The organism is Streptomyces sp. NPDC086077, assembly GCF_040686175.1.
GTDB lineage: Bacteria > Actinomycetota > Actinomycetes > Streptomycetales > Streptomycetaceae > Streptomyces.
The window spans coordinates 39,362-51,931 of the sequence record NZ_JBFBJT010000004.1 but is presented as its reverse complement, the minus strand read 5'-3'; the positions used below and the strand labels follow the sequence as shown (position 1 = coordinate 51,931).

The 12,570-nt window shown below is 69.2% G+C and carries 18 protein-coding genes; 6 read left to right on the top strand and 12 right to left on the bottom strand.

What is annotated here, in order from left to right:
- Window positions 1-1,797: a stealth family protein gene (locus tag AB0O67_RS02000; protein WP_365444550.1), complete on the bottom strand. Its 1,797-nt coding sequence runs from the start codon at window positions 1,795-1,797 to the stop codon at window positions 1-3.
- Window positions 1,798-2,000: 203 nt separating this feature from the next.
- On the opposite strand from AB0O67_RS02000, the gene AB0O67_RS01995 reads away from it, so the two are divergent.
- Window positions 2,001-2,762, top strand: a complete 762-nt coding sequence (locus tag AB0O67_RS01995) for a phosphoglyceromutase (RefSeq protein ID WP_365444547.1) — start codon at window positions 2,001-2,003, stop codon at window positions 2,760-2,762.
- A gap of 80 nt (window positions 2,763-2,842) precedes the next feature.
- On the opposite strand, the gene AB0O67_RS01990 is transcribed toward AB0O67_RS01995, so the two are convergent.
- From AB0O67_RS01990 to AB0O67_RS01940, 11 genes are all read right to left on the bottom strand, one after another.
- Complete coding sequence (locus AB0O67_RS01990; RefSeq protein ID WP_365444545.1) at window positions 2,843-3,139, bottom strand: ribosomal protein L7/L12; 297 nt, start codon at window positions 3,137-3,139, stop codon at window positions 2,843-2,845.
- Window positions 3,140-3,153: 14 nt separating this feature from the next.
- Window positions 3,154-4,392: a tyrosine-type recombinase/integrase gene (locus tag AB0O67_RS01985; RefSeq protein WP_365444542.1), complete on the bottom strand. Its 1,239-nt coding sequence runs from the start codon at window positions 4,390-4,392 to the stop codon at window positions 3,154-3,156.
- Window positions 4,392-4,622: a helix-turn-helix domain-containing protein gene (locus tag AB0O67_RS01980; RefSeq protein ID WP_365444539.1), complete on the bottom strand. Its 231-nt coding sequence runs from the start codon at window positions 4,620-4,622 to the stop codon at window positions 4,392-4,394. The genes AB0O67_RS01985 and AB0O67_RS01980 overlap by 1 nt, the downstream gene beginning before the upstream one ends.
- Window positions 4,615-5,898, bottom strand: coding sequence for a replication initiator (locus tag AB0O67_RS01975; protein WP_365444764.1), 1,284 nt, complete (start codon window positions 5,896-5,898; stop codon window positions 4,615-4,617). The genes AB0O67_RS01980 and AB0O67_RS01975 overlap by 8 nt, the downstream gene beginning before the upstream one ends.
- Before the next feature lie 156 nt (window positions 5,899-6,054).
- A complete protein-coding gene (locus AB0O67_RS01970) occupies window positions 6,055-6,300 on the bottom strand; it encodes a SpdD protein (protein WP_365444760.1) in 246 nt (81 codons plus the stop codon).
- Between the two features lie 34 nt (window positions 6,301-6,334).
- Entirely contained in the window at window positions 6,335-6,520 is a 186-nt protein-coding gene (locus AB0O67_RS01965; RefSeq protein WP_365444536.1) for a hypothetical protein, read from the bottom strand.
- 15 nt (window positions 6,521-6,535) lie between these two features.
- Window positions 6,536-6,727, bottom strand: a complete 192-nt coding sequence (locus AB0O67_RS01960) for a mobile element transfer protein (protein ID WP_365444533.1) — start codon at window positions 6,725-6,727, stop codon at window positions 6,536-6,538.
- Between the two features lie 11 nt (window positions 6,728-6,738).
- Window positions 6,739-7,383 carry a DUF2637 domain-containing protein gene (locus tag AB0O67_RS01955; protein ID WP_365444530.1) on the bottom strand — a complete coding sequence of 215 codons (645 nt, stop codon included), beginning with the start codon at window positions 7,381-7,383 and terminating at the stop codon, window positions 6,739-6,741.
- Window positions 7,384-7,467: 84 nt separating this feature from the next.
- Window positions 7,468-8,823 carry an FtsK/SpoIIIE domain-containing protein gene (locus tag AB0O67_RS01950; protein ID WP_365444527.1) on the bottom strand — a complete coding sequence of 452 codons (1,356 nt, stop codon included), beginning with the start codon at window positions 8,821-8,823 and terminating at the stop codon, window positions 7,468-7,470.
- Window positions 8,823-9,179: a hypothetical protein gene (locus AB0O67_RS01945; protein ID WP_365444524.1), complete on the bottom strand. Its 357-nt coding sequence runs from the start codon at window positions 9,177-9,179 to the stop codon at window positions 8,823-8,825. Before AB0O67_RS01945 ends, AB0O67_RS01950 begins: the two co-directional genes overlap by 1 nt.
- Window positions 9,180-9,344: 165 nt before the next feature.
- Window positions 9,345-10,133: a GntR family transcriptional regulator gene (locus AB0O67_RS01940; protein ID WP_365444521.1), complete on the bottom strand. Its 789-nt coding sequence runs from the start codon at window positions 10,131-10,133 to the stop codon at window positions 9,345-9,347.
- Window positions 10,134-10,240: 107 nt separating this feature from the next.
- On the opposite strand from AB0O67_RS01940, the gene AB0O67_RS01935 reads away from it, so the two are divergent.
- The 5 genes from AB0O67_RS01935 to AB0O67_RS01915 all read left to right on the top strand — a co-directional run bounded on the left by AB0O67_RS01935 (window position 10,241) and on the right by AB0O67_RS01915 (window position 12,373).
- A complete protein-coding gene (locus AB0O67_RS01935) occupies window positions 10,241-10,648 on the top strand; it encodes an NUDIX hydrolase (RefSeq protein ID WP_365444518.1) in 408 nt (135 codons plus the stop codon).
- A gap of 46 nt (window positions 10,649-10,694) precedes the next feature.
- On the top strand, window positions 10,695-11,123 hold the full coding sequence (locus AB0O67_RS01930) for an ATP-binding protein (RefSeq protein ID WP_365444515.1): 429 nt from the start codon (window positions 10,695-10,697) through the stop codon (window positions 11,121-11,123).
- Window positions 11,120-11,476 (top strand): hypothetical protein, encoded by a 357-nt coding sequence (locus tag AB0O67_RS01925; RefSeq protein WP_365444512.1) that lies wholly within the window; start codon window positions 11,120-11,122, stop codon window positions 11,474-11,476. The genes AB0O67_RS01930 and AB0O67_RS01925 overlap by 4 nt, the downstream gene beginning before the upstream one ends.
- Entirely contained in the window at window positions 11,473-11,865 is a 393-nt protein-coding gene (locus tag AB0O67_RS01920; protein ID WP_365444509.1) for a hypothetical protein, read from the top strand. Before AB0O67_RS01925 ends, AB0O67_RS01920 begins: the two co-directional genes overlap by 4 nt.
- A gap of 133 nt (window positions 11,866-11,998) precedes the next feature.
- A complete protein-coding gene (locus tag AB0O67_RS01915) occupies window positions 11,999-12,373 on the top strand; it encodes a hypothetical protein (protein WP_365444506.1) in 375 nt (124 codons plus the stop codon).
- Window positions 12,374-12,570: the final 197 nt, after the last annotated feature.

The window sequence follows — 12,570 nt, the reverse complement described above, 5'->3', positions numbered from 1 at the left end:
TCAGCTCTGCTGCTCGGAGGGAACGGCCGGCTTCTGCGTGGGCTCCGCCAGCTCCGTCGGCTCCGCGGCCTGCCGGCCGATGGGCGCTCCGGCCTTCTTCCCGCTCTGCTTCTCGTACGGGCTGGGGAACGGGAAGTAGTTCTCCAGGAACTGGTTCATCCGGACGCTGACCCGCGCCCGCTCCTGCGGCGGCACGTCGACGTCGTTCAGGCAGAAGAAGTCGAAGCGGCGGTTCTGGCGCAGGTCGTCCAGGCGGCTCTCGGCGTCCGGGCGGCTGATGTTCACGTACCGGAAGCCGAACTTGCCCGGCACGCCCCGGCCCGTCATCAGCGAGTACTGGTACAGCAGCGGAGCCGTCATGGCGATGTCCGTGGGCGAGCGGAAGCGGGACGCCATGGTGCGGGTGACGTCCTCCGGGAACAACTCCTCCAGCGCCAGCAGCGTCTCGCGCTGCTGCGGCAGCGGGGTGTGCATGAAGTTGTTCGTCGTCATCCGGCCGAACTTCTCCAGCAGCAGCGCGCGGACGTTCTTGCTGGCGGAGTTGGTGGCCGTCTCCTCGGAGTGCGGCTTGCCGACGCCGATCTTCAGCGGGGACACCGGGATCTTCATCAGGCCGCTGCCGTGGAAGAAGTGCTCCGGGGTGATCCGGCGGCCGACGAACACGTCGTCGTTGAAGTACAGGTAGTGCTCCGAGAGCCCCGGGATGTGGTGCAGCCGCGTCTCGATCGCGTGCGAGTTGAAGACCGGCAGGACGTCCTCGGGGAAGATGTCGCGGTGGTCGACGACCGTGATGCCCTCGGCCGAGTCGTCGAGCCAGTGCGGCTTCTGGCCGTCGGTGACGATGTAGATGTGCCGGACGAAGTCCGCGTACATCGCCAGCGAGCGCAGCGAGTACTTCAGTTCGTCATGGCTGGTGTAGCGGGAGGCGTTGGTCTCCTTGTCCAGGATCTCGGCCGTGCCGCGCTCCTGGTACTGAGCCCGCTTGGCCCGCATCTCCGGCTGCTCGCCGTCCACCCAGGTGTAGACGACGTCCACCGGGAACGTGACGCGGTTCACGGTCGGCAGGGTGAGCGGCGCGAAACTCGGCAGCTCCCGGTCGCCGACCCGCACGGTGGCGGGCTGCTGCTCGGAGGCCGGCAGCACATCCGTGACGCCGTTGTTGCGCGGTGTGATCAGGGACTCGCGGAAGACGTCCTCGGAGGCCTGCGGCTGCACCTTCGCCAGCCGCTGCTCCCCCTCCTCGGTGGCGAGCAGCTCGGCCCCGTCCTCCCAGAACTCGACGTCGCAGGCCAGCTCGGGCCCGGCGAGCAGCTGGCCGGCGGGCCCGAGGTGGTTCTCGCCGATCCGCAGCACGGGAGCCTTGCGCAGCTTGGCCGGCAGCACGCCGTCCAGGAACATCGCGGGGTGCTTGAGCTGGCCACCGGAGACCGGCCTGCCGATGAACACGGCCTGCCCGGCGTGCCGCGTCTCCAGGGCGGTGAGGAACCGCTCCCGGTCGACGGCGTTCACACCCACGGTGTGACGGATCCGGGAGACCGGCACGAGGAAGTACGAGATCCCCTCCTGCTCCAGCGCCGAGACCACCAGGTCGAGGTTGGCGGCGGCGGCCTCGGCGGCGGTGAACCGGGTCACGACCCGGCCGTACAGCTGCTGGCCTCGCACGGCCACCGGGCGCAGGACGGGATCACCGACCGCTGCTCTGCGGCGCCGCCGCATGGTACGCAGCTGCCACACCCGCTCGGCGGCCTTCCGCTCGACTCGCGGTTTCATCCGCCGCGCAAAGGAACGCACGGTCACGTTCAGAGCTCCTCTTCGTGTACCCCCACACCCGTCCTGCGATTACCAGACAGTCGACTGTGGGGGAAGGTTGCTTAGGAGTTAACCAAAAATTCAGCCGGAAGGTGGACACGGCGGGTGCGTGCTCCAGGCCACAGGGGGGCCGTTTCGGCCGCCGCCCCTGGGCCGCTCACGCCGCTCGGGGCTTAGGTAGGCTCGAAGCCATGGCCGACGCACCGTACAAGCTGATCCTCCTCCGCCACGGCGAGAGCGAGTGGAACGAGAAGAACCTGTTCACCGGCTGGGTGGACGTCAATCTCACCCCGAAGGGCGAGAAGGAGGCGACGCGCGGCGGTGAGCTGCTCAAGGACGCCGGCCTGCTGCCCGACGTGGTCCACACGTCCCTCCAGAAGCGTGCCATCCGCACGGCGCAGCTGTCGCTGGAGGCCGCCGACCGCCTCTGGATCCCGGTCCACCGCTCGTGGCGCCTGAACGAGCGCCACTACGGCGCCCTGCAGGGCAAGGACAAGGCGCAGACGCTCGCCGAGTTCGGCGAGGAACAGTTCATGCTGTGGCGCCGCTCCTACGACACCCCGCCGCCCGCGCTGGACCGCGACGCCGAGTACTCCCAGTTCTCCGACCCGCGGTACGCGACCCTCCCACCGGAGATCCGCCCGCAGACGGAGTGCCTGAAGGACGTCGTCGTCCGCATGCTCCCGTACTGGTTCGACGCCATCGTCCCCGACCTCCTCACCGGCCGCACGGTCCTGGTCGCCGCCCACGGCAACTCCCTGCGCGCCCTCGTCAAGCACCTGGACGGCATCTCGGACGCCGACATCGCGGGCCTGAACATCCCTACGGGCATCCCCCTGTCCTACGAACTCGACACCGACTTCAAGCCGGTCGTCCCCGGGGGCACGTACCTCGACGCGGATGCGGCTGCGGCGGCGATCGAGGCGGTCAAGAACCAGGGCAAGAAGAAGTAAGCCCGCGCGAATAAGCCCCCTACCTGCGGGTTCTCCACCGGGAGGGGGCTTTTCGCTGCCTCTGGGCCGTCTCCGGGCCGTCAGGGCGATGGGGCCGTGCGCTCTCGGGGCTCCGGCTCCTGTCTCCACTCTGCTCGGGCGCCGGCGCCCTGGAGCACAGCGACAGCTGACTGGGCCCTGTACGCGGACAGACCCCTTTTGAGGGTGACCGGCGCTTGGCGCGCCAGGACCCGGCTGTGCCACAAGCTCAGCCCGGTCACCTTGCGCACTGCCAGGATCACATCCATCTCGCGGGGCCCACAGTCGACGAGCACCACCTCGTGGGACGGGTCGTCGCAGAGCAGCGTGTAGTACTCGGTGGACTCCTCGTCGGACATCTCGCCCTCCTGCCTCAGCGTCCCGGAGCGTATGCGCCCTCGAAGACCGCAGCCACGGCTTTTCGGGTGCGCTCCTGGCTGGACGGCATGAGGTGCGCGTACACGCGGAGCGTCAGGCCGGGGTCCGAGTGGCCGAGGTACTCGGCGAGGGCCTTGATGTTCTCGCCCGCGTCCAGGAGGACCGAGGCGTAGAAGTGGCGGAGGGCGTGCATGCCGTTCTCGCGGGACTCGGCGTACGGCTGGCCGGGCTTCCGGTCCGGGATCACTCCGGCGCTCACGAGTGCTCGCTTCCACGCCTCCTCGTTGAGTGACGTACGCCATACATGCCCGCCGCGCGGCCCCGTGAAGATCAACCGCTTGGTCACGGGAGCACCGTCCGCCACCTTCCACGGCAACGTGATCTCGACGGGCGGAAACCGCGTCATGTGGGCCCGGAGGGCATCCGCGACCGGCTGGGGGAGTGGGACATCCCGCAGCTTGCCGCCCTTGGGAGGGGCGAACACGGGCTTGCTGCGGCTCAGCTTCAGTTGCTGGACCACGTGGAGCGTGTGCGACGCGAAGTCGATCGCGTCGACGGCGATGCCGAGGATCTCGCCCTGACGGAGGCCGCACCCGCCGCCCAGGTCGACCATGGCTTGGTAGCGCTCGGGCATGCCCGCCCGGACCGCGAAGACCCGTTCCGGTGTCCAGGGGACGACGCGCTTGTTGTCCACAGTCGGTGGACGGACCGAGCGAGCAGCGCACGGATTCCGGGGAAGGTGCCCATCGTCCACGGCCGCGCTCAGAGCTGCACGCACGTTGGAGTAGATCGTCCGCGCATACGAACCACGGACGCCGTTCTCCTGGAGCTGGCTCACCCAGTCGCGGATGTGCGCAGGCTGGAAGGAGCCCAGTGGCCGTGACCCCAGGTACGGGAAGGCGTGCAGCCGAAGCTGCGACTCCATCGAAGCCTGGGTGTTCGGATCCGGCGCGTGAGTCACCCAGCCCTCGGCGTACTGCTGGAACGTGATCCGGGCAGCGCGCGGGTCTATGTACTGCCCCCGCGCCATGTCCGCCTCGGTATGGGCGAGCCACTGTTCGGCGAGCCGCTTCTGACGATCGGGGAAGCTCTTCGACTTCTCCGTACCGTCCGGGCCGACGTACCGGGCCCGGTAGCGCATGCCAGTGCCGTACCGCTCCGTCTTGACCTTGCGGGCCTTGCCGTCCGGTCCAGCCTCGGCTCTGTACCAGCGGTCTTGGATGTGCCCGGCCATCAGGCGGCCAGCTCTTCACGCTGGGAGTCGACCCACGCCCGCACATCCGCCGGGTCGAAGCGCAGGTGCCGGCCGACCCTGAAGCCGCGCGGACCGGTGCGCTTGCGGCGCCACTGGTAGACCGTCTCGACGCTGGGCAGCTCGAACATCACCACCAGGTCCTCCGGCGTGAGGTACCGCTCGGGCAACGCGCGTGGTGCAGCCACGGCGGCGACGCGTCGGTTAGCCATGGGTCGGTTCTCCTTCCGTGCCGGGGGCGGGTTCGAGGGATGCGGCGAGCCAGGCCTCGGCGCTGGACAGGCCGGTACCGGCGAAGACCCAGTGGGCGAGGACGTATGTCGTGTCCGTCTCGGGTCCGTTGGCGGCTGCGGCTTGGGCGCGGCGCCATTCGGCACGGGCGTCGCGGAGGGCGCCGAGGGTGGTTGAGTAGCGGCGGGACTTGGTGGAGAAGTGGCCGCGGAAACCGAGCATGTGGGCCCATGCACGCAGGCGGAGGTGTTCGAGGTCCTTGCGGGCTCCGAGGGTCCAGGCGGTTCGGATGAGGCGGCGGGCGTGGTCGCTGATGTCGAGCTGGGCCAGCTCGGCGGCGAACTTCAGCGGCCGGTCGAGAGCTCCCGTGGCGGTCTCGGCGCCCTTGGTGGCGTACTTGGCGATGTACGCGGCGACGGCCCGTTCTGTCAGCTCCTGGCCGTCGTTGAAGTCGGCCGAGCGGATGGTTCGGATGTCGAGCTGGCGGCCGAAGGTGAAGGTGTGGGCGCGTCCCTCGATGACCGGGCCGTCGACCTGGACGTTGGCAGCGGCGGCACGGATGGCGTCGGTGAGGAGTTCGGCGGTCGCCCAGGCCGGGGGCGGGGTGTCTCCCCCGCTGGGGCCGTCGAGGCGGATTACGGCGTGGAAGTGGACGGCGCCGCGCTTCTGGTACTCGGCGACCTTGGCGAAGGACACGCGCGCGTGTTCGCGGAAGCGCCGCTGAGACAGGCCCGCTCGCTTGGCGACCTCCCGGCGTACGTAGGTCGAGAAGCGCCGCCAGAGGGGTCCGGCGTGGGCGTTCCATAGAACGGCCGCGTCGTAGTCGTAGGTCTCGGGGTCGAGAGGGCTGCCGAGTTCGGTGGCGTCTTGGTCGTGATGGGTGCCGCAGCGGCAGGGACGTCCGCTGGAGGGGCGGTTGTGGACCGGCCCGAAGCTCGGTGCGGTGAATGTGGCGAACACGCGGGGGTGGACGCCGACTTGTTCGGGGATGCCCTTGCCGCCGCGCAGGCCCGAGGTGATCAGGTGAAAGGTGTCTCGGCGGTAGACCTCCGCGCAGGCCGGGCAACGGGTGGTGCGGCGGTTGTTGCAGCGCACGAGGAGCTGCCCGGCTGGGAGGGTGGTGGAGTCGAGGTGGTGGAGGACGGGGCCGATCTCGCCGGTACGGGTGTTCACGCCGTACTCGGTGCGGTGGCCGTCGAGCCGGATCGGGTTGGTGCAGCCGCCGAGCCCGGAGAGCTGCCCGATTATGCCGGGCAGCGTGCCGTGCTGGGCGAGCTTGGCCAGTTCCGGGAGCGGGGGCGGGGTGGTGCGGGCGAAGATGGCGGTCTCCTTCTGGCTGGTTGGTCGGGAGGTGGGCCCCGGGGCGGCGGATGCTTGGCGGTGTCATGCCGCCCCGGGGTTCGGTGGCTTCACTCAGCGGCGGTGCTGGTCGCGCATCAGGGAGCGCAGGACCACGGCGGCGACGGCCACCGAGATGGCCGTGACGGCGACGGCGGCCAGGAGCGCGGTCAGGACGACGCCGCCGACGAGGACGGCCGCGACCGCTCCGGTGCTGACGGAGATCTGGGGCGCCGGCCGCCGGGCGGGCGTCTGGTCGGCCGCGGTGTGGGTGTACGCGGGCGGCGGCGTCGGGTTGTCGGGGTACTGGGGCAGGAACACGGCGAAGCTCTCCTTGCCTACTCGTCTAGTCATGTTAGCCGTTGATGATGTCCACGCCGGAGCGTGTGCCGGACTCGATGGCGGGAGCCATGAAGGTGTCCGCGAGCCAGAAGCCGAAGAGAGCGATCAGGACGACGACCCAGGTGCGGACGCCGAGGAACTTGACCGCCCCCCAGGCGAAGAAGCCGAGGACGAGGACGAGCGGCAGGCTGACGGTCACGGGTTGGGGGTCCCTTCAGCGGACGGGGCAGCGGTGGGTGCGGGCGGCCAGCTCGGCGGCGGCGCGGCTGTCGTAGTCGGCGGAGAAGCCGCAGCGCGGGGCCGTGCAGGCGGCGGTGTGCTTCTCGCGGCCCCGGCCGTCGTACGACGAGCCGACCTGAACGGGGCCGATGCGGGTGACGGAGCGGAAGCGGCGGTTGGCGGTCACGGGAGCTCCCTTCAGAGGTGGGTGGCGATGGCGTCGGCCATGGGCGCGGGGACGCCGAGGCGGGCGCGCAGGGTCGGGGTGTCGATGGGGGTTCCGGTGCGGGTGTGGTGTTCGGCGGCGACCTTGCGGGCGTGTGCGATGAGCGCGGCCGGGACGGGCGTGACGGGCCGCTGGGGCGTTTCCGGTTCGGGTTGCTCGTCGGCGGAGTCCGCTTGCTCGATGGCCGGTTGGGGGGCGGTGGTGGGTGATGGTTCGCGTTCGTCGATCTCCTCGTGTGCTGGGGTGCTCTTGGCCGGGGTGGAGTGAGCGAGGAGCGTGCCGCCGAGGAAGGCGACCGCGGGCCAGCCCGCGACGAGGATGCGCAGCCATGCCGGGATGTCGTTCATGTCGAGGAGCCCGGCGGTGGCGACGTTCGCGCCGAGGGAGGCGGCGAGGGCGATGACGAACCAGCACCACCCGGCCGCCTTGGCGTCACCGGACCGCAGGCGACGCCAGGCGGCGACTAGAAGCAGGTCGACGGAGACGGGGTAGGCCCACGCTTTCCACCCGTCCTGTCCGGCCGCCAGGGCGACGTCATGCAGGTGCGCGAAGGACAACGCGGCGGCGATGACCGCTTGGACGAGTACCGCGTCGACGCGGGCCAGGTGGGCGCGCATGTTGCGGCTCCTTCCGGGTTCGGGCATGGCAGGGGTAGGGACTTGGCGTGAGGCGGTCACGCCGAACCGGGTGGAAGGTCGAGGTCAGTCGTCTGACGCCGGACTCTCGGCGGGCTGTTCTGGGACGTCGGGTTGGAAGGGCTTGAGTGCGGGCAGCTCGGGCACCAGGTGCGCCGACTTCCGGCAGGTCGCGGCGGCGTCGCCGAGGGACAGGTACGGGGTACGTATGCGGGACCAGCCACCGGAGGTGTCGCCTGCGACGGCGAGGCCGGGACGCTCGGGCGCGATGGCGCAGGCCGCGAGAACCGCTTCGGGAGCGATGTCGCCGAGCGCCATTTTGGCGGAGGCTTCGTCGTTCACGCGGTGGCAGACTCGGCCGGTCAACTGGGCCCGGAGCATGGTGGCGCCCTTACCCAGCTCGGCACCGAAGCGCTGGCCGCAGACCTCCAGGTAGATGCCGGCCGCGCGGCCGAGCTGGGCGAGCCGGATGAGCTGAGTGACCATCTGGTCGCGCCGTTCCTCGTCCTTCTTCGTCGCGACGAGGAAGAGTTCGGCCACCTCGTCCACGAACAGGACGAGGGGAACGGGCCGTTCGCTCTCGGGCAGGCCCCAGATGTCGGAGGTGATTTCCTCGTCCGGGGTGTTCGGGGCGATGCCCTGACGGGCCTTGATCAGGTCGTAGCGGTCTTCCATCTCCTTCACAAGAACAGGCAGCAGCTCGGCCGCCTGCTCCGGATCGGTGGCCAGGGCGGAGAGCCGGGCGGCGAAGGGCGCCAGTTCCACACCGCGCTTGCAGTCGATCCCGACGAGGGCGACGGGGTGAGGGGCGAGCCCTGTGATCAGGTGGCGCAGGTACATGGATTTGCCCGACAGAGTGGCGCCGAGGGTGAGTTGGTGAGGAATGGTGCGGTAGTCGCGTACGAAGGGCGTGGCGTCCTCCCTCAGTGCCACCGGCACCTTGAGGAATCCGGCGTCGACTTTGCGGGGCATGCGTACTTGCCGCAGCACGTCGAAGCCGACGAGCCGCAGTTCAACCACACCGGGCTTGATGGTGGAGACGTACACGGCGTGCACGCCCCATGCGTGGCGAAGTCGTTCCGCCGAAGCCGCCACGTCGGCGGGTTCCTGGCCCGGGGCGAGCCGCAGGCGTATCCGGAGACCGGTCGAGGTGGGCCGGATGATGCCCCGGCGGGGCGGTACGGGCCGCACCTCGCGGCGGGTGGTCGCCTTGACCGCGAGCATCCGTAGCCGGGACGGCGTCACGGTGAGCCCGCAGGCCTCCATGATGGAGCCGTAGGAGCCGAGTAACCGGGCGGTGGATATGGGGAGTCCGACGGCTGACCAGTACAGACCGGGGTGTTTGGCCCGGGCGTAGGCGGCCCCGCCGCCGAGTGCGGCGACAGGACCACCCACCTCCAGGAGCGTCGTCAGGTCGGTCATCAGGCGGAGGCCCCCACAGCGGCCGGGAAGGCGGCCGGAGTCACAGCGGCGGCACGGAACGCGATGCCGTGCCGCTGCTGCCCTCCGAACACGCTCTCCCAGGGCCGGGCGACCAGCCCCGGCAGCGAGACCGGCGCCCCCAGGGTCAGCCCCTCCGAAACGCCGCTCTCCGGGACGGTGACCTTGATGAGCGAAGACTCTCCGTCCTCGATGTGGACGACGCCGATCGTCATCAGCGCCTCACCGCTCACGGCGTCCTTGGCGATCTCGCCCGTCTGCCGGTCACGGACCTTGGGCTCGGGAGCCTCGGTGAGCAGGATCGTCGCAGCCGAGGTCTCGACACGAATGGTGCGCAAGATTCTTCCCATCTACTCGTCTATACAAGATGCAGCCTTCGAACCCGATCTCTCGGGAACGACAACCACCTTGCCACACCACTTGCCCACTCGTCTATACGAGTATGCCTGTCGGGGTGTACGAGTTCGGAGAAGTGTCCCCGCGCACCACCGTCGGTCACGCGATCACGTGGCCGGGAGCTGGTAGGACAGCACGTAGGCGTCAGCCGCCATGACCGTGTCGCAGACCTCCACGGCCCGCCCCTCGGTGTCGAAGGCGGTCCGGATGAGGTGGATGACAGGCACACCCGCGGCGAGCCGCAGCGTCTTCACCTCTGTGGGCGAGGGCATCCGGGCCCGGATCTCCTCCTCGAAGTGGTCCAGGCGGTGGCCGAGCTCCTCCAGTCGGGCATAGATGCCGCCGGGTCCGGGGTTCGGTTCGGCGATCGGCGTACCGCGTGCGATGTCGAGCGGCAGGTACGAGGTGGCGAACTCCACGGGCCGGCCGTCCAGCAGGTACCGGCGACGCCGAGCGAGTACCCGACGCACGGAGCCGAGCCGGGTGGAGACGTCCTGACTGGCCTTCTCTTCCTTGACCTCCAGGCTGTCGACCTGCGGGTGACTGCCGGCCGCGTCGGCCTCCACGATGAACGCCGACTTACCCTGCTCGCGGTGACGCCGGGCGAACCGGTCCGAGGCGAGCCGCCGCACTGGTGGCCGTGGTCGCACGAAAACGCCCTTGCCGTGCTCGGCGTGCACCAGGCCCTCGCCCTGGAGGATGGAGAAGGAGTTGCGGACCGTCATACGGGAAACCCCGTAGTGGTCGACGAGCTCAGCCTCGGAGGGCAGCTTTTCGCCCTCCCGGAATCGCCCACGGTCGATCGCCTCGCGCAGCTGGTCGGCGATCTGCCGGAAAACCGCACGATCGCTCGTGGGGTCGAGATCACCGAGGAGGCCGGAAGAAAGAGAGGCCACGTGTACTCCTTTAGGTATCTAGACGAGTGGGCGAGCTTTGTTGCTACGGTGGAGAGCCTAGCCAGCCGAGAGGGCCGAGGAACGTGAGCACCCACCGTCCGCATTCCGTGAGCGTCGCCGGAGTGATCGTCGACGCCGAGGACCGCGCCCTCTTGATCAAGCGCCGGGACAACGGACACTGGGAGCCGCCGGGCGGAGTCCTCGAACGCGAGGAAACCATCCCGGAAGCCCTTCAGCGCGAAGTCCTCGAAGAGACCGGCATCAAAATCGCGCTTCCCGCGACCCTGACCGGCGTCTACAAGAACATGAAGGGCCTGATCGTCTCGCTGGTCTTCCGCTGCGAAGCCGCCGACGGTACGCCCACCACCGGGGACGAGACCCGCGCACTGCGCTGGGCCACCCGAGAAGAGGTCATCGAACTCGCCGACGAGGCCTACGCGATCCGCGTCCTGGACGCACTCGACGCGGCATCCCCGCCGGCCATCCGCGCCCACGACGGCGTGAAACTCGTCTAACCCGAACCCGCTGCACATGGCGGCCTACCAGCACGAAGGAACTTGTATGCACGAGTATACGAGCACCGCCCGGGTGTGGGGACTGTCTTGCCCAGGATTCCCGGAAGAGGTGAGCCGGGCCCGCCGCTGGACCCGCGACATCCTGCGGGGATCGCCCCTGGCCGACGACGCCGAACTGATCGTGAGCGAACTGAGCGCGAACGCGATCCTCCACACCGCCAGCGGGACGGAGTCCGGCAGCTTCCACCTAGCCTTAGCCGTATCCCCCCGGGTGATCGCCCTCTCGGTCACGGACGACGGCGGCACCGGCACGGCCCCCAAGGCCGAGCACCAGGACCAGCACGCCGAACACGGCCGCGGACTCGGCATGGTCACCGCCCTCGCCCACCGAGTCGTCATCCACAACAGCCACGGCACCGGCTACACGGTCACGGCGGAGCTCTTCACCGCGCCCCGCCCGGAGAGCACCCCATGAGGGCGCCGGCCAACTCCGAGCGCTTACCCGTGACGGGACACGTCACCTGGTACGCATGCCAGGCAGCCGCATACCCGTGGCACACGCCCGACTCGATCAACCTCGGATTCCACCAGGCAACAAGCCCCCGCCTCGCCCTGCGATGGATCCGCGACCGGGCGGGCCACGTCGTCGACCAGCTCGACACGGCGTACGCCCATCCGGGCCGCTACTGGCTGACAGACGAGGCGGAACATGAAAGCGCCCTCGCCTACCTGACGTCAGGCAGCGCCTACCAACTCACCCTGTACGACGAGAGCGTGCGATACGTGCTGACGGCCTCGCCGACGGGAGCGACGGGAGTGCCCTCATGACCGGACTTCGCCACGGCTTCTGGTGCGAGTGCTGGACCGAAGACCTCACGACCGCCGCCGAACGCCCCATGCTGCACGCATCATTCGACGCCTACTCCGCTCCACAGGCAGACAGATGGGTAGCCGTCGCGCTCAGGACCATCACGCCGGCCCTGGACTCCGAGGCCTGCGACGAGGCATGGACCTGGCTGTACGAAGGACGCACCGAGACCCGCAGGGCCCTCATGCGCTCCAAACCCTGCACGGTGACGATCACGCACGCCAGCACCCGGATCACATGGACGATCCGCCCAGCACTCTTCCTACCGCTCGCACACCGCGAACTAAGCAAACTCCCCGCGTGCGCTGATGACTTCAAGCCCGGCACCACGCTGTCTGGTCCTAGTTGATGCTCGACACCTTGGTCCTGGGTGATGCTTAACGGTGGGCCTAAATGATCTCTTGCTTCAAGGTTGCTTCGTCTTCACCGTTCGCAGGACCCGGCCCAGTCGGTGGCTCTCGAAGCGACAGTAGGGTTCCCGCATGACAGAGGCGGAGATGGCCAGGCGCGCACCCAAACAACCCGCCGAGATGCGCGATGTGTACGACCTCCTGGAGGAGGTGCGACTGCGCCCCGGCATGTGGGTGCGAGACAGGTCTCTGCAGCATCTGGACTCCATGCTGTTCGGATACCGGGTGGCCTTGGCGGTGCATGGCGCCGAGGAGTCGTTCGACTTCTGCAACCCGGGGGCTCAGAGTGCGTTCGACGCGTGGTTGGCCAGGCGGATGGGCGAACAGACCTCGCTGGGCTGGTCAACCGTGATCGAGCGCGAGGCGGAAGCCTCTGGCAGGTCTGCAATCGAGTTGTTCTTCGAGCTGCTCGATGAGTTCCGTGCCGAAAGGGACGAGCAGAGGTAGGCGGTGTCAACCATCAGCTGGGACCGAACTGTCAAGCATCACCCGTGATCGGACAGCCCCGCACCACGTACTGAGTTACAACTTTCTCTACGAGTTCAAGGCGGCTCGCTCCGCTCCCCGCGCGCGGCCCGGCCCCCGGCCGGGCCTGCGCTCCTGTCTCCGCCCCGCTCCAGCCCGGCCGGCGGCCGTGCCGCGCT